19 protein-coding genes and 1 pseudogene are annotated in these 22,675 nt (G+C 51.7%); 1 reads left to right on the plus strand and 19 read right to left on the minus strand.

The genetic code is table 11. The annotated features are described in order from the left end of the window. Positions 1-112: 112 nt before the first annotated feature. The 3 genes from pstS to AAYN39_RS00195 form a co-directional block, all read right to left on the minus strand. Positions 113-1,153, minus strand: coding sequence for a phosphate ABC transporter substrate-binding protein PstS (gene pstS / locus AAYN39_RS00185; RefSeq protein WP_000867129.1), 1,041 nt, complete (start codon positions 1,151-1,153; stop codon positions 113-115). A gap of 165 nt (positions 1,154-1,318) precedes the next feature. Beyond that, positions 1,319-2,692, minus strand: a complete 1,374-nt coding sequence (locus tag AAYN39_RS00190) for a fructose-specific PTS transporter subunit EIIC (protein WP_000162538.1) — start codon at positions 2,690-2,692, stop codon at positions 1,319-1,321. A 48-nt stretch (positions 2,693-2,740) separates the two neighbouring features. Then, positions 2,741-3,511: a shikimate 5-dehydrogenase gene (locus AAYN39_RS00195; RefSeq protein WP_000166706.1), complete on the minus strand. Its 771-nt coding sequence runs from the start codon at positions 3,509-3,511 to the stop codon at positions 2,741-2,743. Between the two features lie 94 nt (positions 3,512-3,605). Between AAYN39_RS00195 and AAYN39_RS00200 the strand changes: the two genes are divergently transcribed. Further along, positions 3,606-5,363, plus strand: coding sequence for an SgrR family transcriptional regulator (locus AAYN39_RS00200; RefSeq protein WP_000235491.1), 1,758 nt, complete (start codon positions 3,606-3,608; stop codon positions 5,361-5,363). A gap of 30 nt (positions 5,364-5,393) precedes the next feature. Here the strand turns inward: AAYN39_RS00200 and stgD are convergent, their stop codons facing one another. The 16 genes and pseudogenes from stgD to atpI form a co-directional block, all read right to left on the minus strand. After that, positions 5,394-6,425: a fimbrial protein StgD gene (stgD, locus tag AAYN39_RS00205; RefSeq protein WP_230374033.1), complete on the minus strand. Its 1,032-nt coding sequence runs from the start codon at positions 6,423-6,425 to the stop codon at positions 5,394-5,396. A gap of 47 nt (positions 6,426-6,472) precedes the next feature. After that, positions 6,473-9,007: pseudogene (locus AAYN39_RS00210) on the minus strand (fimbria/pilus outer membrane usher protein). Positions 9,008-9,028: 21 nt separating this feature from the next. Next, positions 9,029-9,715, minus strand: a complete 687-nt coding sequence (locus AAYN39_RS00215; RefSeq protein ID WP_000457996.1) for a fimbrial chaperone — start codon at positions 9,713-9,715, stop codon at positions 9,029-9,031. Positions 9,716-9,824: 109 nt separating this feature from the next. Continuing rightward, a complete protein-coding gene (locus AAYN39_RS00220) occupies positions 9,825-10,400 on the minus strand; it encodes a chaperone-usher fimbrial major subunit (RefSeq protein WP_000773772.1) in 576 nt (191 codons plus the stop codon). 410 nt (positions 10,401-10,810) lie between these two features. Then, positions 10,811-12,640 (minus strand): glutamine--fructose-6-phosphate transaminase (isomerizing), encoded by a 1,830-nt coding sequence (gene glmS / locus AAYN39_RS00225; RefSeq protein WP_000334049.1) that lies wholly within the window; start codon positions 12,638-12,640, stop codon positions 10,811-10,813. A 188-nt stretch (positions 12,641-12,828) separates the two neighbouring features. Beyond that, positions 12,829-14,199 carry a bifunctional UDP-N-acetylglucosamine diphosphorylase/glucosamine-1-phosphate N-acetyltransferase GlmU gene (gene glmU, locus AAYN39_RS00230; protein ID WP_000934853.1) on the minus strand — a complete coding sequence of 457 codons (1,371 nt, stop codon included), beginning with the start codon at positions 14,197-14,199 and terminating at the stop codon, positions 12,829-12,831. Positions 14,200-14,518: 319 nt separating this feature from the next. Next, the gene (locus AAYN39_RS00235) at positions 14,519-15,217 is read right to left on the minus strand and encodes a Bax inhibitor-1 family protein (RefSeq protein WP_000009901.1); all 699 of its coding nucleotides are present in this window, start codon (positions 15,215-15,217) and stop codon (positions 14,519-14,521) included. 228 nt (positions 15,218-15,445) lie between these two features. Continuing rightward, positions 15,446-15,865, minus strand: coding sequence for a F0F1 ATP synthase subunit epsilon (locus tag AAYN39_RS00240; RefSeq protein ID WP_001251971.1), 420 nt, complete (start codon positions 15,863-15,865; stop codon positions 15,446-15,448). 20 nt (positions 15,866-15,885) lie between these two features. Further along, a complete protein-coding gene (atpD, locus tag AAYN39_RS00245) occupies positions 15,886-17,268 on the minus strand; it encodes a F0F1 ATP synthase subunit beta (protein ID WP_000190499.1) in 1,383 nt (460 codons plus the stop codon). Between the two features lie 26 nt (positions 17,269-17,294). Continuing rightward, positions 17,295-18,158, minus strand: a complete 864-nt coding sequence (gene atpG, locus AAYN39_RS00250) for a F0F1 ATP synthase subunit gamma (protein ID WP_000896504.1) — start codon at positions 18,156-18,158, stop codon at positions 17,295-17,297. A 50-nt stretch (positions 18,159-18,208) separates the two neighbouring features. Then, positions 18,209-19,750, minus strand: a complete 1,542-nt coding sequence (gene atpA / locus AAYN39_RS00255) for a F0F1 ATP synthase subunit alpha (protein WP_001176751.1) — start codon at positions 19,748-19,750, stop codon at positions 18,209-18,211. Between the two features lie 12 nt (positions 19,751-19,762). Further along, positions 19,763-20,296, minus strand: a complete 534-nt coding sequence (gene atpH / locus AAYN39_RS00260; RefSeq protein WP_001288957.1) for a F0F1 ATP synthase subunit delta — start codon at positions 20,294-20,296, stop codon at positions 19,763-19,765. A gap of 14 nt (positions 20,297-20,310) precedes the next feature. After that, the gene (atpF, locus tag AAYN39_RS00265; protein WP_001052212.1) at positions 20,311-20,781 is read right to left on the minus strand and encodes a F0F1 ATP synthase subunit B; all 471 of its coding nucleotides are present in this window, start codon (positions 20,779-20,781) and stop codon (positions 20,311-20,313) included. Between the two features lie 59 nt (positions 20,782-20,840). Further along, positions 20,841-21,080 (minus strand): F0F1 ATP synthase subunit C, encoded by a 240-nt coding sequence (gene atpE, locus AAYN39_RS00270; protein WP_000429386.1) that lies wholly within the window; start codon positions 21,078-21,080, stop codon positions 20,841-20,843. A gap of 46 nt (positions 21,081-21,126) precedes the next feature. Beyond that, positions 21,127-21,942 (minus strand): F0F1 ATP synthase subunit A, encoded by an 816-nt coding sequence (gene atpB / locus AAYN39_RS00275; RefSeq protein ID WP_000135632.1) that lies wholly within the window; start codon positions 21,940-21,942, stop codon positions 21,127-21,129. Between the two features lie 8 nt (positions 21,943-21,950). Further along, a complete protein-coding gene (gene atpI, locus AAYN39_RS00280; RefSeq protein WP_001145371.1) occupies positions 21,951-22,331 on the minus strand; it encodes a F0F1 ATP synthase subunit I in 381 nt (126 codons plus the stop codon). Positions 22,332-22,675: the final 344 nt, after the last annotated feature.

The raw sequence follows: 22,675 nt of genomic DNA on the forward strand, positions 1-22,675 counted from the left end.
ATTTTACGACGTTGCCCCTGCCGGATGGCGCTACGATTATCCGGCCTACAACGTGGGCCTGCGGTCGAAACCGTAGGGCGGATAATCGTAGCGCCATCCGCCAATTCGTTAATTAATACAGCGCCTTACCGTTGCTGTCTTTTATACTGGTCTTCCAGGCGGTACGAACCTGATCAACAACGTTATCCGGCAGGCTGGCGTAGTCCAGATCATTCGCCTGTTTAGCGCCATTTTTGTAGGCCCAGTCGAAGAACTTCAACACTTCAGCACCCTGCTCAGGTTTCTTTTGCGCTTTGTGGACCAGGATAAAGGTGGTGGAGGTGATTGGCCACACATCGTCACCTTTCTGGTTGGTCAGATCCTGCGCGAAGGTTTTGCTCCAGTCTGCGCCTTTCGCCGCATTAGAGAAGCTCTCTTCCGTCGGGCTTACCGGTTTGCCGTCGGCAGAAACCAGTTTGGTGTAGGCCAGGTTGTTCTGTTTAGCGTAAGCGTATTCAACGTAGCCGATAGCGCCTGGCAGACGCTGTACAAATGCCGCGATGCCGTCGTTACCTTTACCGCCCAGACCGGTTGGCCAGTTCACGGTAGAACCCGCGCCCACTTTCGATTTCCACTCGTCGTTGACTTTCGCCAGGTAACTGGTGAACACGAAGGAGGTACCGGAACCGTCAGCGCGACGCACCACAGCGATATTCTGTGAGGGCAGCTTCACGCCTGGGTTCAGTTTGGTGATGGCTTCATCATCCCACTTCTTGATTTTACCGAGGTAGATGTCACCCAGCGTTTTACCATCCAGCACCAGTTCGCCGGATTTGAGGCCTGGAATATTCACCGCCAGCACCACGCCGCCGATCACCGTCGGAAACTGGAACAGGCCTTCCTGATTCAGTTTTTCGTCAGACAGCGGCGCATCGGAAGCGCCAAAATCAACGGTATTCGCGGTAATTTGTTTCACGCCGCCGGAAGAGCCTATCCCCTGGTAATTGACTTTGTTACCGGTTTCTTTCTGGTAGGTATCCGCCCATTTGGCATACACCGGCGCAGGAAACGTTGCACCGGCACCTGTCAGGCTTGCTGCTGCAAAGGCAGAGAACGCGCTCATCGATAAAGTCGCGGCGACAACAGTTGCGACAGTGGTACGCATAACTTTCATAATGTCTCCTGCACGGTTTCGGTAAATCGTTGTTTGAGTTGCTACGATGAGCAAAATAGGACAAATTGATGACAGTTATATGTCTTGATTATGACGGTTTGATGACAATGGAAATAAAAAAGCTGGCCCGGGGAGACACCAGACCAGCCTGCAGGGGGAGATGAATTAAACTGTTTGCGCAACCGCAGACGGTTTCAACAGCGCGTACATCAGGCCGCAGACAATCGTGCCCAGGGCAATCGAGAGCAGGTACTGCATCACATGTTCTACCGCATGCGGGATCGCCAGGACAAAGAGACCACCGTGTGGCGCCATCAGTGTACAACCGAAATACATGGACAGTCCCCCGGCGATTGCGCCACCGACCATCGTGGAAGGGATGACGCGCATCGGGTCACGCGCAGCGAAGGGAATCGCCCCTTCAGAGATAAAGCACAGCCCCAGGATAAAGGATGCGTTACCCGCTTCATGCTCAGAGGCAGTGAATTTCGCTCTGGCCGCCCAGGTTGCGACGCCCATCCCTAATGCCGGTACCATCCCTGCCGCCATAATGGCCGCCATCGGCATATAGGAATGAGAAGCCAGTAAACCGACGCCGAAGGTATACGCAGCTTTATTCACCGGCCCACCAAGGTCAAAACCTTGCATTGCGCCCAGCAACATTCCCAGCAAGATAGCATTCGTAGAGGTCATATTCCCCAGGAACGTCGTCAGCCCTTCCATCACCGCAGAAACGGGGCCACCCACCACGTAAATCATGATTAGGCCGGTAATCAGCGTAGACAGTAGCGGCAGAACCAGTACCGGCTTAAGCGCTTCCATTGACGCTGGCAGCTTAATATTTTGCGCCAGAAACCGTACGCTGTAACCGGCCAGAAAACCGGCCACAATCCCTCCCAGGAAACCAGCACCGCACAGGCTGGCCAACATCCCGCCAATAAGCCCCGGGGCCAGACCCGGACGATCGGCAATTGAGAAGGCAATAAACCCAGCCAGTACCGGCACCATCAGCGCAAAGGCCGCCTTACCACCGATTTGAAATAACGCAGCCGCCAGCGTGCCCGGCTCATTGAAGGCCTGGATACCGAAGACAAAAGAGAGCGCGATACATAACCCTCCCGCCACCACCAAAGGAAGCATATGGGATACGCCGGTCATTAAATGCTTATAAACGCCGGGTAGCTCTGTTTTACCAGCTGAAGAAGAGCGCCCGGCACTCCCCTGATAGACCTCGGCGCTATTGAAAGCATTATCCATTTCCTGCGCACTCTTTTTTAGCGCCGCGCCGGTACTGGTGCGATAGAGTCTTTTGCCAACAAAGCCTGACAGATCCAGCTCAATATCCGCCGCGATAATCACCACATCCGCTTGCGCTATCTCTTCCGCGGTCAGCGTGTTCTTCGCCCCGACGGAACCGCGGGTTTCAACCTTGATCCAGTCACCACGCTTGCGGGCTTCAATTTCCAGCGCTTCGGCAGCCATAAAGGCATGGGCGACGCCCGTCGGACAGGCCGTCACAGCAACAATTTTTTTAGTCATAGTAGGATACCCTGTTCTTTTAATTTAAAGAAAAAGCGGGAAAAAATGTTACAGACGTGACCAGGCCGCGGCTTTCTGGAACAGTGCGTCATCCGGGCGAATCCCGGTATAAAGGACAAATTGCTCCACGGCCTGAATAGCAAACACTTCGGAACCGATAATCACGGTTTTACCGCGTTCACGGGCGTAGCGGATTAGCGGCGTGACGGGCGGTAGCGCCACCACATCAAAGATAACGCTCGCCTTATCCACTTCTTGTTCGGAATAAGAGAGTTTGTCGGCATCATTACCGCCAGCCATTCCGATAGGCGTGGCGTTAATTAACAAATCGGCTTCAATACCGTCGGTATCCGGGCGCCATTCATAGCCATAGAGTTCGGCCAGTTGTTTACCTGACGCTTCATCAATCGCGACAATATAACCACGGGTAAACCCCGCATCCTTCAGCGCGCAGGCCACCGCCTTTGCCATACCACCGCTGCCACGCAAAGCAAACACCTGGTCGGGAGAGACCTTGTAATTCGCCAGCAAGCGAGCTATTGCAATGTAATCGGTGTTGTACGCCTTAGCGGAAGCATCCAGTTCATCCACCAGCGGAATGCAGGCTTCCTTAAATGGCATAGAGATCGCGCACCCACGTATCCCCAGCCCGCGCACGCCGCTAATGGCCTGCGTAAGATCGGTCGGCGAGAAAGCTTTGTAGAGATAATTGAGATCCAGCGCTTCGTACAGATAGTTGTGAAAGCGTGTACCGAAGTTACTTGGGCGTGCAGCCAGGGACATGCAGACCTGAGTGTCTTTATTAATGCGCTTTGTCATGATGAATCCTCATAGAAGTTGCGATAGAGAAAATCATCGGCTAAAAAGGGGATATTAAAAATTGCTCATTCCCGTTCGGGAAATTTCATCTTTTATGGCAACCCGGCACACTGAACAAAAATACTTAAAGCTACTCCAGCACTATGGCGATAAGCCCGTTAGCGTGACGCTACAGGAGCTGGCGGATGTGTTGTTCTGCACCCGGCGGCATATGCGTAATCTGTTGCTTCAGATGCAGGAGGCAAAGTGGCTCATCTGGCAATCACAGGCCGGACGTGGGCATCGCGCCCGGCTTCACCTGCGCTATAAACCAGAACAGCTGTTAAGCGAAAAGGCGGAGCAGTTGCTGGAGTCTGGTCATGTTGATCAGGCCATTCAGCTGCTGGGTAAAAATAAGCACCAGGTGGCGCAACTGCTGCGCTCAAAACTGGGCTATAGCGTGCGGGCAGACTATCAGCGGCTGTGCATCCCCTATTACCGGACAATGCCGTCGCTGTGCCCCGGCATACCGTTGCGTCGCTCTGAGCAGCATCTGGTCAGGCAGATTTTTAGCGGCCTGACGCGCATAAATGAGGAAAAAGGTGAAGTCGAAGCCGATCTTGCCCACCACTGGCGGCAGATTGATCCACTGCGCTGGCGTTTTTATCTGCGCCCCGCCGTCCTCTGGCATGATGGTCAGGAGCTGACGATCGACGCGGTTATCGCTTCACTGACCCGCAGCGCTAAGCTGCCGTTGTTCTCGCACTTGCAGACCATTCAGGCCACCGGGCCGCTGAGCCTTGAAATTACGCTGGCGCACCCGGATAACCGACTGCCGCTGCTGCTCAGCCATATTGATGCCATGATCCTACCGCCTGACCATACACAACGCGCTGATTTCCCGGCACATCCTGTGGGGACTGGCCCTTATGAGGTGGTGGAAAACAATGGCTTTCATCTGCAAATGAAGGCCTTTGACCACTATTTCGGCCTGCGCGGGCTGCTGGATGAAGTGGAGGTCTTTATCTGGCCGAATTTAACGGAGACAGACAACCTGGCGGAATCGCTGTCGGATAACGACACGGCAGCCTGGCTCAGTTCCAGCCTGAGCGATGAGGATTACGTTTCCGGACGGCTTAGCCAGGTATCAGGCAAACCTTCTGACAACCTGCGCGAGATGTTTCTTGAGCGTGGAGGATATTTTTTATTATGCGACAGCCGCTCCCCGCACTGGCATACCGCCGAACATCGCCGCTGGCTGCGGGAAACTCTCAGCCCTTACGCCTTACTCCAGCATCTGAGTGAGGCAATTCGCCCCTTCTGGGTACCGGGCGGCAGCCTGCTGTCCTCCTGGTTTCATACTATTGAGGCGGGCCCGGCCTGTTCACCTTTTATCTCGTCGTCGCCCTACGCAAAACTTCGTCTGGCCTATCACGATCAGCACCCTGAATTTCCAATGCTCCTGGATATTATGCAAGAGATCATGCGCCAGCAGGGCATTTTACTTGAGGGCGTTGAGCTGAATTATGATGACTGGGCGAATGGCAAAACCAATGTGGATCTCTGGCTGGGGACGGTCAATTTCCCCATTCCCGAAGAGTGGAACGTCGGTACATGGCTACTGGGCTCCCCTTTACTGCGCCACGCCATCAGCGGTGGGGATGATGCGCTGCTGGCCCAATGGGAAACCCAGTGGCATGCCGAAACCATCAGCGCGGAACAACTGGTCAGGGAAACCACCCGTTCAGGCTGGCTACAGCCGCTTTTTCACCACTGGATGCGACTCAAAAGCCCCGACCGGGCCAGGGGGATCCACCTGAATAACCTGGGATGGTTTGATTTCCGATCCACCTGGATTGAGCCAGGGCCGTAGTTCATTGATATGACTTATTTTGTAATTAGATTAGTTCGTTATTTCCAGCGTGATCGTGGCGTAAGCTTCAAATGTACCAGGTTGAGGCCGCGCTCCCGTCGCGCTGGCAGGCGCGGCAGAAAAAGTCAATGAGTTAGTCTCGGCGCCGCCATTATTGACGCCCATATCCATATCCATTTTTCCGCCTGTCACCTTAACCATCCGATCCCATTTGTCATAAATCATAATTCCGACATCATCATTACCCAGAACTTTCATCATATTTGCGCTGGAATCAACGGGATCAGCATTAAATGTCGAATAGACGATATTCTCATCCAACATTCCGGTACATTTCACCTGTACCGTTTTAGTCACTTTATGACCCGCAGCAGCGGTGCCTTGCGTTGTCGAGAAATCCGCAACCGGGATCTTACCGAAATTCACCTCTATCACCTGGCCGGAATCAATTTCACAGCTCTGCGGCGCCACGATATCGCCAACAATTCTGACTTCCGCCAATTTGTCGGTACTGGCAGTCGAGGAGCTGGCATCAAGCCCCCCGTATAAATTAGCCACAATCGTGCCAGGAATGGCAACCTGACCGACAAACGGTTTATTGATAAGGAAAGAGACCTTGACCTCCGACCCGGTATATAACGTTGCGAGATTGCCCTCAACGGTATCGGTATAACAATTCATCCCATCTTTTACTACATTAGGTTCAGCCTCAAAGGGAACCGCAATAAAGCCTCGTCCAAGAACAGCAATCGACGTTGCAATACTTAGGTTATCGTTAAGCGTATAGTAGGTGTAACCATTTCTGGTGGTATCAATACTCAGCGGCGAACGAGCGGTATAATAGACTTCACGAAACGTCGATGAAAAATGGGTCAAACAGCTACAGCCAACTTTATATGATTCTGACGATGTTAATGTCTCCAGATCCCTGACCTCTGTTCCGGCTTTATTTTTTTCTGCGGGAATCCGGGCGTCATTGAGATTAAGGTTATAAATATAAGTCCCTTTAACCGCATGACAAATGCCATCGCCAGCCCGGCAAACAGGCGAAATAAGAACCATAAAGCATGAAAATAATATTATTGTCCATAAGCGCATAATTAAATTCCTTATTGGCAAGTGACGGCTTGCTGCACCAGTTCAGCATTCTCTGTTTTATGACCTAACGTATAATTAACGGCACATGTTGTTGATTCATCACCGCCCCAACTTAGAGTGAAATGACCGTTTTCCGGCATCCCCGATAAATAGAGTTCGCCGTTATCGCCGACAATCCCGGTTACCGTTCCGGAATCCAGCTCCGCCGACGCCATCGCGCCAAACGGCGCAGGTTTGCCATTCACTTGCATCACATTAAACAACACGCGATAACCGACATGCGTCACAAACGCCGCTTTCACCACGGCGCCGCGCGTTGGCACCAGATTGACTACCGTGTTATCCAGCTCAATATTGGCTTTGGCAAAATAGTTGCTGTCAATCGCCATGCGGTTTTCGTCGTACGGGTTAAGCTGCGTTTTCACCGTATAGCCCCGCCAGTCTGTAGCAACCCCAGTCGTGTTTTCTACGGTAAGGCCATCAGCACCCGGCGCTTCCACCAGCGCGACGGTTTCCCCCAACTCCTGCGAGAAGGTCACACCGCCGCTGTGAACCAGGATGCCGCCGCGGGCGCCATAGTTCAGCGTTTGTGAATCACGGCTCCAGGCATAACCGCCGTTTACTGAACCATAAGTACCGTCATACCCCATGCTGGCGTTACCACCATAGGTATCCTCCGGCGTACTGGTCCAGGATTCCTGCACGTTATAGGAAAGATTGTGGCCCTCCAGCAACGTGCCGCCAACGCCAGCCTGCATTGTGCTGTCGTTATGATTATTTTGCGTCATCGAGTAGTTAACGTAGCTGCTCTCCTTCGCCCCTGAAAGCGGGATGGAAACCGTCAGCATGAATATCTGTTCGTGATCGCTGTCATCGTTGTCGTTTTTATTATTGCTGCCGGAAGAACGATTCGCAGAGTCGGTATAGTTCCACGACGCGTTCCACGAAATTCGCCGCCAGCTATTGCTATAGCCAAACTGCACCAGGCGCTCGACTTCATCCGTTTGCCAGTATTGCTGACGGCTTAACGTCAGATAAATGTTGCCAAAACCGGGGCCAAATGATTGCGTCCAGGTTCCTTCCACGCGGCTACGGCGGTTGCCCGTCTCCCAGAAATCAGAGCTGTTGTCCTGCCTCGATGCCCACTCGCCGAGGGTGTAATAGCCTTCCGTGGAATAACGGTACCCCACCAGACGGAAACTGGTGTCGGTATCATCAAAACGTTTGGAGTAGAGAAAACGCCAGGACTGGCCGCTTTCATTATCACCATCGTCAAAGTGTGAACGGGCGTGGGTCACATCAAACGATACGGCCCCGATCGACCCCATATCTTTACCCATACCAAGCGCGGCGGAAGCATAATCTTCCGCAACCTGCGTGCCGCCATAGAGCGTTAATCCCCATGGCAGGCCATGCAACACCTGCGCCTGAACGACGTTAGGGGTAAATCCGCTTTCATCGCGCATTTCACCGACGCTAATATCAAAATCGGTCTGGCCTTCACGCTTCAGTATCGCCAGCGACGCGTACGGCTGGGTAAAGTGCTGCTCGCTGCCGTCTTCTTCTTTTATGGTGACATCAAGATCGCCGCCGCCGCTGGTGGTGTTCAGGTCGGTGATCTCGAAAGCGCCCTGCGGCACGGCTGACTGATAAATGACATATCTATTCTGCCGGATGATGACGGTGGCGTTACTTTTCGCCACCCCGCGAACCACTGGCGCAAACCCGTTCTGGCTCGACGGTAGCATGTCATCGTCGGTATAGAGTCTGACCCCGCGGATCTGGGCGCTATCAAAGACATAACTCGCCGTCCAGGTGTCGCCGACCATAATCTGGCTGCGCAGCGCGGCGATATCGCGCTGGACATAGCTACTGATGGAGTGATATTCCGTGTCGCTGCCGGTGGCGCTCAGCGTACTGTAGTTACGCAACCGCCATGCTCCCAGGTTAATCCCGTTACGCAGGTTCAGATAATAAGAGTCATCGTTCCCATTGTCGTAATTAGACTTTACCGTGTGCGATCCGGAAAAATCTTAATTGACCATCATCGCATTGATGCCCTCATCCCAGCGTGACGGGCTGATATAGTCATAGGCCGCCGTGTTCAGATAGATCTGTGGAACAGATATATTTAACGCCAGCTTATTCGCATCTAATAACCAGGTGGTGCCATCAATTAACGGAACGGGATTCACGCAGGCTGTATTATCGACATCCTGCAAGCCTTTCACCGCGTCTACCTTAACACCATACGACGACAATACATCCTTAACCGCGACAAAGCAGGGATGCAGTTCGGCATCCGGTTGATCCTGCACAAAGGTCACATCCCGTCGTTCAAACAGTTTCCCGTTAATGACGATATCGACCTTATAATCGCCCGGCGGCAACGCGTTGGAACGGTTAAACTGATGAATATCCACGTCCACGGGGTGATCGATTTCCAGCAAACCAGGGTTAAATAGCGTTTCCCTAGCCATTGTCGGGAAAGCGATACTCAGATAAGCACCTGAAATCAAGACGAGGCAAAGACGAGGGTGAATCATCAAGATATCCTTATCGCAAAACTAAAGCGCTTGCTTAACAGGGCTACTAATCGCGCCGTAATCATTAATAAAACGCCAGGCTAAAGCGTGCCCCGTAACACCAGTAGGTAAATCCAGCGTTAATTTTTCAAAAGGCTTTATCATATTCAATGGAACATCTTTACCGTCTACAGAGACATCCATGATATTCATATGAATAGGACTATTATTTTCTACAACCAGTTTACTTCCCTGTCGATACCATTTGACTTTAGCTACCGCCTTTTCCGGGATAAGCGTAATAGAGGCCGGGCGCCAGAATAACTTGATACGCGTTTTAATTGCGATCTCAAGCGTACTGCTATCTTTATTTTTACTGGATGGCGGAATGTTTTTCACATTAAACCAAAAAACAGATTCGCGATCCTTTGGCAACTCACCCGCTGTTTTAATAATGCGCAGCACTTTTTCCTGACTCGGCTCAAGACGAGAAACAGGCGGAATGACGGTAAAAGGTGGTTTGCTCTTATCATCCTTACTGAAAGGATCAACCCATACTTGTATTAGATAAGGCAAATCAACTTCTTTATTGTAAATAGAAATAGTAGAGTCAGGATCGTTGCCATGAAAAATGACGCGAGTTCCACCGACCACAATACCTGCAAAAGCAGAGGGAAGATTAAGGCACAGGAGTGCCAGAATAACTATTTTTATTCCACGAGCAAACATAGACAAACTCATCCCTGGATAAAAAAGACGCCGGGCATTTATACAACTACAGTTGTTCACAATGGCAGGCGTCAATAAATTAATAAAAGACGTTTAAGAAGAGCGAATCTTATTTTTGGTATTCGACAGTGAACTGAGAATCTGCGTTAGCAGTACCCGCAGTGACGGTTGCGTCAGTGGCGATATAACGCGCGATAAACTCCATAGAAGCCGTACCCGCTGTGGTATCAATCGTGCTATACGCAGAATCGTTGTACAGTTTAACTTGTGAGTTATCCGCGCGGTTGTAAATACGGATCGCTACGCCAGATGCTGTAATGGCAGCGCCGTCACCGGTGTAATCACCCGGGGCATCGCCATTAGCAGGGTTGCCGATAGCCAGGTCGCCATCGCTGTTGGAAGCTTCGGTACCATCAAAACGAACGGCAGCCTTAGTATACGTAGCCGGGCACCCGGTCAGGTCGATATGGAACTCGGTAGGCGCAGCGGTACTTCCCACGCCAGCAAATGCCGTTTTGTTAACTTTGCCTAAATTAACGTTTTGATCAGCGGTTTGTGGCGTAACCTGGCAGGTGCTGTCAACCACTTCACCAAGGAAGTGAACGGTGCCATCAGATGCCATTGCATTACCTACCAGCATAGTAGAAGACAGAACCAGAGCGCTGGCAATTAAATTCAGTTTCATTATAACTCTATTGATATATTATATATCCCGATGTTTCATTTAAAAATAAATAAAACACAATGTGTCTACAACGGAAGCGAATACTACTCCCGAGAAAATAAATATCAAGCAGTCAAATTTACACAATGGAATTGTTTGAGTGAAATAACAGGCAATATTATCTTTTTAAAATTTTATTTTTACTAAACCAAAGAATATAAATAATTATATACAAACACTAAAGTCAGAGACATTTAACGTACATATTTTTAGGAAAAAATTTATTTTTTAGTTTAACAATCAAACAATTGTTTATTTATCAACCACTATTCCGTTATTCTCATCTCCCGTAAATATTTTTTATTTTTGTTCAAAAAACTCATAAAAAAAGGCCGTCTATCGACAGCCTTTTTTTTGGTACAACATTTGACTTACTCTACCGTCACCGATTTCGCCAAGTTACGCGGCTGGTCAACGTCGGTGCCTTTAATCAGCGCCACGTGATACGCCAGCAGTTGCAGCGGAACGGTGTAGAAGATAGGCGCAATGACCTCTTCCACATGCGGCATCTCAATGATGTGCATGTTGTCGCTGCTCACAAAACCCGCATCCTGATCGGAGAAGACGTACAACTGACCGCCACGCGCGCGAACTTCTTCGATGTTGGATTTCAGTTTCTCCAGCAGTTCGTTGTTCGGCGCCACCACAATCACCGGCATATCGGCGTCAATCAGCGCCAACGGCCCGTGTTTCAGCTCGCCTGCAGCATAGGCTTCCGCGTGAATGTAAGAGATCTCTTTCAGCTTCAGCGCGCCTTCGAGCGCAATCGGATATTGATCGCCACGACCGAGGAATAACGCGTGATGCTTGTCAGAGAAATCTTCTGCAAGCAGCTCGATGCGTTTGTCCTGCGACAGCATCTGCTCAATACGGCTCGGCAGCGCCTGTAGGCCATGCACGATATCATGCTCAATGGACGCATCCAGACCTTTCAGGCGAGACAGTTTCGCCACCAGCATCAACAGCACGGTTAACTGGGTGGTGAAGGCTTTGGTAGATGCTACGCCAATTTCCGTACCCGCGTTGGTCATCAGCGCCAGATCGGATTCACGCACCAGCGAAGAGCCCGGCACGTTACAAATGGCCAGAGAGCCCAAATATCCCAGCTCTTTCGACAGACGCAGGCCAGCCAGGGTATCTGCCGTTTCGCCAGACTGGGAGAGCGTGATCATCAGGCTGTTACGGCGCACGGCAGATTTGCGATAGCGGAATTCAGAGGCGATTTCAACGTCGCACGGAATACCTGCCAGCGATTCAAACCAGTAACGGGAAACCATACCGGAGTTGTAAGACGTACCGCAGGCGAGGATCTGAATATGCTCAACCTTCGACAACAGATCATCGGCGTTCGGTCCCAGCTCGCTTAAATCCACCTGACCGTGGCTGATGCGCCCGGTAAGGGTGTTTTTGATCGCGTTCGGCTGTTCGTAGATCTCTTTCTGCATGTAGTGGCGGTAAATACCTTTATCGCCCGCGTCATATTGCAGATTGGATTCGATATCCTGACGTTTTACTTCCGCGCCGGTGTTATCGAAGATATTTACCGAACGGCGAGTGATTTCAGCGATATCGCCCTCTTCAAGGAAGATAAAGCGACGAGTCACTGGCAACAGCGCCAGCTGGTCAGAAGCGATAAAGTTTTCGCCCATACCCAGGCCAATCACCAGCGGGCTACCTGAACGGGCAGCCAGCAGCGTATCCGGATGGCGGGTATCCATGATCACCGTGCCATATGCGCCACGCAGTTGCGGGATCGCACGCAAAATCGCGTCTCGCAGAGTACCACCTTGTTTCAGTTCCCAGTTTACCAGGTGTGCAATCACTTCGGTGTCGGTTTCAGAAACGAAGGTATAGCCACGCGCTTTTAACGCTTCACGCAGCGGTTCATGGTTTTCGATGATGCCGTTATGCACCACCACAATGTGTTCAGAAACATGCGGATGCGCGTTAGCTTCTGAAGGTTCACCGTGCGTCGCCCAGCGAGTGTGAGCAATACCGGTGCCGCCATGCAGCGGGTGTTCTTCCGCTGCCTGAGCCAGCATCTGGACTTTACCGAGGCGACGCAGGCGGGTCATATGACCTTCTGCATCCACCACGGCCAGACCGGCAGAGTCGTAACCACGGTATTCCAGACGACGTAAACCTTCGAGAAGGATTTCAGCTACATCACGCTGCGCGATAGCGCCAACAATTCCACACATAGTTTTATTTCCTGATTATGGCATTACGCCATGCGTTGTCGCTGACCTGTATGCCCGTCGTTGCGGGCGCCCCGAGCCTTGTAGAGAGTGGGGTTATTTTTATAAGTACTGCTCATGGAGCGGAGGATTATTTTATCCTCTCATCTCCGGTCTGCCGGATGGCGCTGACGCTTATCCGGCCTACAAAATCACTTTTTCTTCACCGGACGCTGCCAGCCTTGCTTATGCACCTGCGGCACGCGGCTTAATACCAGTTCATTGTCGGCTACATTACGGGTGACGGTAGTCCCTGCGGCGATGGTGGCCCCTTTACCAACAGTAACCGGCGCCACCAGTTGGGTATCGGAGCCGACAAACACATCGTCGCCAATAACCGTTTTGAATTTGTTCGCGCCATCATAGTTACAGGTGATGGTCCCCGCGCCAATATTCACGTTGTCGCCAATTTCCGCATCGCCCAGGTAGGTCAGATGGCCGGCTTTAGAACCTTTACCCAGACGCGCTTTTTTCATTTCAACAAAATTGCCGACGTGAGCGCCCGCTAACAGCTCAGCGCCGGGACGCAGGCGAGCAAACGGGCCGATGGTGCAGGCCGCTTCCAGATGCGCATCTTCCACCACGCTGTATGGGCTAATTTCGCAGTCATCGCCAATAACGCTGTTTTTAATAATGCAGCCCGCGCCGATCTTCACGCGGTGACCGAGCGTTACATAACCTTCGATGATAACGTTAGCGTCAATTTCGACATCCATTCCACAATAAAGGGTGCCGCGGAGATCAAAACGTGCCGGATCGCGCAACATAACGCCGGATAACAGCAGTTTCTCCGCCTGTTCGGCCTGGTAAATACGCTCCAGACGAGAAAGCTGTAGACGGTTATTCACGCCGTCCGTTTCGCTGATGCGAGCCGGATGCACCGCGGCGATTTCCCGTCCTTCCTGATAAGCCAGCGCGATGATATCTGTGATGTAATATTCACCCTGCGCATTATTGTTAGTCAGCTTAGACAACCAGCGTTTCAGGTCCGCGCCGTTGGCGATCAGAATACCAGTGTTAATTTCCTGGATCTGACGCTGTTCATCAGTGGCGTCTTTATGTTCAACGATGCCGGTCACTTTACCGTTTTCACGCGTAATACGGCCATAGCCGCTCGGATCGTCCAGCTTCACGGTTAATAACCCAATACCACCCTGCGGTTTGGCATCGCGCAGGCGCTGTAAGGTTTCAACCGAAATCAGCGGCACGTCGCCGTAAAGCATTAAAATATCTTCATCGTCGCTAAAAAAGGGCGCGGCCTGCTGCATTGCGTGACCTGTTCCCAACTGTTCCGCCTGAAGCACCCAGTTCAGCTTGTCATCTTTCAGGGTCTGTTTTAACAACTCGCCACCGTGGCCATAGACCAGATGAACCTGTGCGGCCCCTAATTTAGTAGCTGCATCAATGACATGCTGCACCATGGGTTTACCCGCCAGCGTGTGCAGCACTTTAGGAATATCGGAATACATGCGCGTGCCTTTACCTGCGGCAAGGATCACTACGCTCATAGCACTATTTAACATACGCGTCCTGACTGTAATTTGAGAACGAATTTATACTGTTTCACGTTGAAAATACTACATTTTTTTCATCGTAAAATGGAAGAAGGATAAAACGCTCACCGGGATAAAATCCCCGCCTGCTAATGAATCATTTTCGTTCATTACCGCGCCTCTTGTCTCCTGAAAAGTAAAAACACCCGCGTATTGGCAACGTAGTCCGATGTTTTTGCTGTTTTTTTACTCCATAAATAAAGAAGATAACGAAATAAAGCGCAGGGGAGTCAGAAAAGCAAAAACCAGCGACAGAGGCCGCTGGTTTTCCGTTGCGCGTATTTTTTACTTAATTACGCGACATAAAAATCCGCAAAATATACCAGAACATGGTCGCGATAGAAGCAAACAGATGTAATGCCGCGCCAGCAGGGCGATCGGTAGGGTAATGGTGAATAATGTTAGAAGTGTCGTAAAGTATAAACCCGGCGCACAGCAGTACCATTAGCGCAGAAAACCAGACGCCCAGCGAAAAGCCGCAGATGACGCTGGCAATAATCGCGCCAAAAGCAATGAATCCAGCCATAGTCAGAAACGAGCGCAGAAAAGAAAAGTCTTTTTTTATGGAAAACGCGGTAAACGTCAGACCGCCAACCAGCAACAGGGGCGTTATTGCCGCCGCGCCAATGCTCGACGGGTTAATATACGCCGCCACCGTTAACAGGGGGGCAAAAATCAGGGATTCTGCCAACACATAAATCCCCAGCCCGATAAGTTGCGTTTGATTAGTCCCCGCATTATCCGCCAGACGGGTCGCCAGCATTCCCACCAGCATAAAAGCGCCGAGAACAACCAACCAGCTATATCTTCCACCAGCCAGCAGCACATCAAGCGCATACTCCCCGCCCCCTATAAAACTCCACGCCGCGCTCAACACGATAAAACCGACGATGGCGACGGCGAGATGAAGATAAGCGCGACGAATAAAGGTAGTACGATCAATCCTTGAGTCGGGTTGTGGCCCCGCAAAGGATGGCTGAAATGACATAGTAATAATCCCTCATTTTATGCAATAAAAACGCATCCATTCCTTCCTTCTTCGCACAATGTGCAGATGCCAATGACAGAAAGAAGGATTTAATGAAAACAGCGCTGTCGCTGAAAACGCATCGCCTTCAGCCGCTTGTTTTTGTCGTTGCTAGTTTATCGAATAAAAATTGAGAGGATAAAAAAAACCAGTCCGCAATCAGACTGGTTTTATGCTTTCAAGCCGGTGTTACATCGCTTTTTTGGTCAACTCGATAACGCGCAGTTTAGCGATCGCTTTGGCCAGTTCCGCAGACGCCTGAGCGTAATCCACGTCACCGTGCGAGCTCTTAATGTGCTCTTCGGCTTTACGCTTCGCTTCCAGGGCTCGCGCTTCGTCGAGATCCTGACCGCGAATCGCGGTATCCGCCAGAACGGTCACACTGCCAGGCTGCACTTCCAGAATGCCGCCGGACAGATAGATAAACTCTTCGTGACCGTGCTGCTTAACGATGCGAATCATACCAGGCTTAATGGCGGTGAGCAGCGGCGCGTGCCCCGGGTAGATCCCCAGTTCACCTTCGCTACCCGTAACCTGGATTTTCTCGACCAGACCGGAGAACATTTGTTGCTCCGCGCTGACGACATCCAGGTGGTAAGTCATTGCCATATCACCCTCCGATTAAGGCGTTAAAGTTTTTTGGCTTTTTCCACGGCTTCGTCGATGGAACCGACCATGTAGAACGCCTGCTCCGGCAGGTGATCGTATTCGCCTTCCATGATGCCTTTAAAGCCACGGATGGTGTCTTTCAGGGAGACGTATTTGCCCGGAGAACCGGTAAATACTTCCGCCACGAAGAACGGCTGGGACAGGAAGCGCTGGATCTTACGCGCGCGAGCTACCACCAGTTTATCTTCTTCAGACAGTTCATCCATACCGAGGATGGCGATGATGTCTTTCAGTTCCTGATAACGCTGCAGGATGGACTGAACGCCACGCGCGGTGTCGTAGTGTTCCTGACCAACAACCAGCGGATCCAGCTGACGGCTGGTGGAATCCAGCGGGTCAACGGCCGGGTAGATACCCAGGGATGCGATCTGACGGCTCAGTACCACAGTTGCATCTAAGTGCGCAAAGGTGGTGGCTGGAGACGGGTCAGTTAAGTCATCCGCAGGTACGTATACCGCCTGTACGGAGGTGATAGAACCGGTCTTGGTGGAGGTGATACGTTCCTGCAGAACGCCCATCTCTTCCGCCAGAGTCGGCTGGTAACCTACCGCGGAAGGCATACGACCCAGCAGTGCGGATACTTCCGTACCGGCCAGGGTGTAACGATAGATGTTATCGACGAACAGCAGTACGTCACGACCTTCGTCACGGAATTTCTCCGCCATGGTCAGGCCGGTCAGTGCAACGCGCAGACGGTTTCCCGGCGGCTCGTTCATCTGGCCATACACCAGGGATACTTTATCGATAACGTTGGAGTCGGTCATTTCATGGTAGAAGTCGTTACCCTCACGAGTACGTTCACCTACGCCCGCAAACACAGAGTAACCGGAGTGCTCGATCGCGATGTTACGGATAAGCTCCATCATGTTTACGGTTTTACCTACACCCGCACCACCGAACAGACCGACTTTACCGCCCTTCGCGAACGGACACATCAGGTCGATAACTTTGATACCGGTTTCCAGCAGTTCCTGAGAGTTTGATAACTCTTCGTAGGAAGGCGCTGCGCGGTGAATCGCCCAACGCTCTTCTTCGCCGATCTCGCCTTTCATGTCGACCGGTTCGCCCAGGACGTTCATGATACGACCCAGCGTAGCTTTACCTACCGGGACTTCGATCGGGTGTTCGAGATCTTTTACATCCAGACCGCGACGCAGACCGTCAGAAGACCCCATCGCGATGGTACGCACGATACCGCCGCCAAGCTGCTGCTGAACTTCCAGCACCAGCTTCTCATTACCATTCTGCACCTCAAGGGCATCGTACACGCGTGGTACGGCATCCTGAGGGAACTCGACGTCTACCACGGCGCCGATTACCTGGACAATCTTTCCAGTAGCCATCTTAAATCCTCTACGAAATAACCTGGTTAAACCGCGGCGGCCCCCGAGACGATCTCGGTGAGTTCCTGAGTAATGCTGGCCTGACGAGCTTTGTTGTATACTAACTGCAGCTCTTTAATCAGGCTGCCGCCATTATCGGTTGCGGCTTTCATCGCCACCATTCGTGCGGCCTGCTCGCTGGCCAGGTTTTCTACCACGCCCTGATAAACCTGAGACTCCACATAACGACGCAGGAGAGTATCCAGCAGCGCTTTCGGGTCTGGTTCATACAGGTAATCCCAGGCTGTACGCTTCAGATCATCATCTTCTGACGCCGGCAGCGGCAGCAGTTGAGTGATCGTCGGCACCTGAGACATGGTGTTAATAAATTTGTTGCTGACAATGTAAAGCTTGTCCAGACGGCCTTCGTCGTAGGCCTGCAACATCACTTTAACCGGACCGATCAGTTCGGACAGAGAAGGGTTATCCCCCATACCTGTCACCTGAGCGACAACGTTGCCGCCTACGGAATTAAAGAATGACACGCCCTTAGAGCCGATCATTGCGAGTTCGCACTGAACGCCTTTATCGGACCATGCCTTCATATCCGCCAGCAGCTTTTTGAACAGGTTAATGTTCAAGCCACCGCACAAACCACAGTCGGTCGACACTACCAGGTAGCCCACGCGTTTAACGTCGCGCTCTTCCAGGTAGGGGTGCTTATATTCCAGATTACCGTTCGCAAGGTGACCAATCACTTTGCGCATGGTCTCTGCATAAGGACGGCTGGCCGCCATGCGATCCTGCGATTTACGCATTTTGGAAGCGGCGACCATCTCCATCGCTTTAGTGATCTTTTGCGTGTTCTGGACGCTTGCGATCTTACTACGTATCTCTTTTGCGCCGGCCATGAGCTTCTCCTCAATGCCTTACGGCCTGCCCTAAGGCAAGCCGCCAGACGTTACCAGGACTGGGTTGCTTTGAAGGAATCGAGGATGCCTTTCAGCTTGCCTTCGATTTCGTCGTTATAGCCACCGGACTGGTTGATCTCTTGCATCAGCGGAGCGTGATCACGGTCGACGTAAGCCAGCAGTGCGGCTTCGAAGCTACCGATTTTCGCCAGTTCGACATCCGCCAGATAACCACGTTCTGCTGCGAACAGAACCAGAGACTGCTGCGCGACGGACATCGGCGCATACTGTTTCTGTTTCAGCAGTTCGGTCACTTTCTGACCGTGGTCAAGCTGTTTACGGGTGGCATCGTCAAGGTCGGATGCAAACTGAGAGAACGCCGCCAGTTCACGATACTGCGCCAGCGCGGTACGAATACCTCCGGACAGTTTTTTCATGATCTTGGTCTGGGCTGCGCCACCTACACGGGATACCGAGATACCCGGGTTAACCGCAGGACGAATACCGGCGTTAAACAGGTTAGATTCCAGGAAGATCTGACCATCGGTAATGGAAATTACGTTGGTCGGAACGAACGCGGAAACGTCACCTGCCTGCGTTTCGATAATCGGCAGCGCAGTCAGTGAACCGGTTTTCCCTTTCACTTCACCTTTAGTGAAGGCTTCGACGTAGTCGGCGTTAACACGCGCAGCACGCTCCAGCAGACGAGAGTGGAGGTAGAATACGTCGCCCGGGAATGCTTCACGTCCTGGCGGACGACGGAGCAGCAGGGAGATCTGACGGTAAGCAACAGCCTGTTTAGACAGGTCATCGTAAATGATCAGCGCATCTTCACCGCGGTCACGGAAGTATTCGCCCATTGCGCAACCGGCATACGGCGCCAAATATTGCAGCGCAGCGGATTCGGACGCGGTCGCCACCACAACAATGGTGTTAGCCAGCGCGCCGTGCTCTTCCAGTTTACGCACCACGTTAGAGATGGTGGACGCTTTCTGGCCGATAGCGACATAGATACATTTGATGCCGGAGTCGCGCTGGTTGATGATGGCGTCGATAGCCAGCGCGGTTTTACCGGTCTGACGGTCACCGATGATCAGTTCACGCTGACCACGACCGATTGGGATCATGGAGTCAACGGCTTTATAGCCGGTCTGCACCGGCTGATCGACAGACTGACGATCGATAACGCCCGGCGCAATCGCTTCAACGGCAGAGAAGCCGTCATTATCAACCGGACCTTTACCGTCGATTGGCGCACCCAGGGTGTTTACCACACGTCCCAGCAGACCGCGGCCAACCGGAACTTCCAGGATACGACCCGTACATTTAACCTTCATGCCTTCGGCAAGGTCAGCGTATGGACCCATGACTACCGCACCCACGGAGTCGCGCTCCAGGTTCAGTGCGATAGCGTAACGGTTACCCGGCAGGGAGATCATTTCACCCTGCATACAATCGGCCAAGCCGTGAATGCGGATAACACCGTCACTAACAGAAACAATAGTACCTTCGTTGTGAGCTTCGCTCACCACATTGAACTGAGCAATGCGCTGCTTGATCAGTTCGCTGATTTCGGTGGAATTCAGTTGCATGCTCCAGTCCCCTTAAGACTGCAAGACGTCTGCAAGGCGCTCAAGACGGCCGCGTACGCTGCCATCAATGACCATATCACCCGCCCGGATGATAACGCCTGCCATTACAGACTTATCGATTTTGCAATTCAGCTTCACTTTGCGTGACAGACGTTTTTCCATCGCGGCGCTGATTTTCGAAAGCTGCTCTTCACTCAATGCGGTTGCCGACGTAACTTCTACCTCGGAGGTAGCTTCACTGGCGGCACGCAGATGAATAAACTGCTCCAGAACATCCGGGAGCGCGTTCAGACGATTATTTTCAGCCATCACCCGAATCAGGTTCTGACCGTTTTCGTCTAACTGCTCACCGCAGACTGCGATAAACGACTCAGCGAGCGTTTCCGGCGCCAGCGCGCCAGAGAGAAGCTCTGCCATTTGTTCGTTCTTGGTTACCTCGGCGGCAAACGCCAGCATATCCTGCCAGCGCTCTACACTTTGGTGTTCAACGGCAAAGTCAAAAGCTGCTTTGGCGTAGGGGCGAGCTACCGTAACAAATTCAGACATCAGCCCCTCCCTCCTTACAGTTCAGCGACAAGTTTATCCACGATGTCGCTGTTAGCAGCTTCATCCACGGAACGTTCGATGATCTTCTCGGCGCCAGCAACAGCCAGGATAGCAACTTGCTTACGCAGCTCTTCACGGGCACGTTTACGCTCGGCTTCAATTTCCGCCTGCGCCTGCGCCACGATTTTAGTACGTTCCTGCTCTGCTTCAGTTTTGGCTTCGTCCAGGATCTGAGCGCGGCGTTTGTTTGCCTGCTCGATGATTACCTGAGCTTCCGCTTTCGCTTTTTTCAGCTGGTCGGTCGCGCTGGCCTTTGCAAGGTCAAGATCCTTATGTGCTCGTTCAGCAGAAGCGAGACCGTCAGCAATTTCTTTCTGACGTTTCTCGATGGCTGCCATTAACGGCGGCCATACGTACTTCATGCAAAACCAGACAAAGAGAATAAACGCGATGGCCTGGCCGAGGATTGTTGCGTTAAGATTCACAGCACAATGCCTCTATCTAGTTAACCTTCTGATATTGCTCTTAATTCAAGCAACGCTTACTACGCGACAGCGAACATCACGTACAGACCCAGACCTACAGCGATCATCGGGATAGCATCCACCAGACCCATAACGATAAAGAACTGAGTACGCAGCAGAGGAATCAGATCAGGTTGACGCGCCGCGCCTTCCAGGAATTTACCCCCGAGGATGCCGATACCGATCGCAGCACCGATTGCCGCCAGACCCATCATCACAGCGGCAGCCATGTACAGCAGATCCATATTCAGGTTTTCCATGACAGTCTCCAGTTTGTTTCAGTTAAAACGTAGTAGTGTTGGTAAATTAATGCTCTTCGGACGCCATCGACAGATAGACAATCGTCAGAACCATGAAAATGAAGGCTTGCAGCGTAATAATCAGGATGTGGAAAATGGCCCACGGCACATTCAGAATCCACTGTGACCACCACGGCAACAGACCAGCAATCAGAATGAAAATCAGCTCACCGGCATACATGTTGCCGAACAGTCGCAGACCGAGAGAAACCGGTTTGGACAGCAGACTTACCCCTTCAAGGATTAAGTTGACAGGAATGAACGCCCAGTGATTGAACGGCTGCAGCGTCAACTCTTTTGCGAAGCCGCCGATGCCTTTCATTTTGATGCTGTAGAACAGAATAAGGATGAATACGCCCAGCGCCATCGACAGGGTGATGTTGACGTCAGCAGACGGCACCACGCGCGTTGCCGGCAGACCCAGCCAATGCTCAGCGATATACGGCAGCAGGTCGATAGGCAGTAAGTCCATCAGGTTCATAAGGAATACCCAGACGAAAATCGTCAGGGCCAGCGGCGCAATCAGCTTGCTTTTGCCATGGTACATGTCTTTGACGCTGCCATGCACAAAGCCGACTATCAGCTCAATCGCGGTCTGAAACTTGCCTGGCACGCCGCTGGTCGCTTTTTTAGCAACGCTACGGAACATCACCAGAAACAACAGACCCAGCACCACCGAGAAGAACATGGAGTCAATATTGAGCGTCCAGAAGGTGGCTGGGGGGTTCTGCGGATCCACCAGCGAGAAAGTACGCAGGTCCAGCTGAAGGTTATTCAGATGGTGTCCTATGTATTCCTGCGGCGTCATATTTTCTGAAGCCATGATGCCTTTTACCCTTTGTTGTTAATTACAGCCGGCGCCAGTATCTGAACCACCAGCACCAAAACCCACGTAACGATCAGCGGCAAAAACACCGCCTTTAAAACCGCCAACGCCACCACCAGTAAAACCAGCATCGCTAACACCTTGAAGGCTTCACCGAAGGCGAAAGTCCAGGACACACGGCCCTTAGCAGGTGTATGCGCCTGGTGACGCCAGGCAAATATCATAAACAACATATTAGGCAGTGCCACTGCCAATCCCCCACATACTGCGGAGATGCCCCAGAAGGGGTCTTTGAGGCAAAACAGCAATCCACTTGCTATTACCGCCAGAAACTGAATGAACAGAAGCTTACGAGCAACGTTTCGACTCACGAGCGACACAGGCATCACGTTTTTACTCCTGCTCACTTCGAGGTATGCCGCGTGTCGTATAAAACGTTCTTTAAGACTTAGAGTCAAGCATCAAAAAGCGGTCAAATTATACGGTGCGCCCCCGTGATTTCAAACAATAAGTAGCCAAAAGGTGAATAAATGTTTAAATATTTTTCTCTGGCCCGCATTTTTAACTTTTAGCTAAAGTGTGAACGATCGTACAAAACTGCAAATAGCGCGAAAACACTGGCGATAAAGCGTGCACCAGATCACACATTAAACATATTCATGCTTACGCAATTCATTTACGTGTCAATTCATGCCTTTTCATCTTTTTGATATTTAAGCGTAAAACCAGG

The organism is Salmonella sp. K21076 (genome assembly GCF_039650795.1).
Classification (GTDB): domain Bacteria; phylum Pseudomonadota; class Gammaproteobacteria; order Enterobacterales; family Enterobacteriaceae; genus Salmonella; species Salmonella enterica.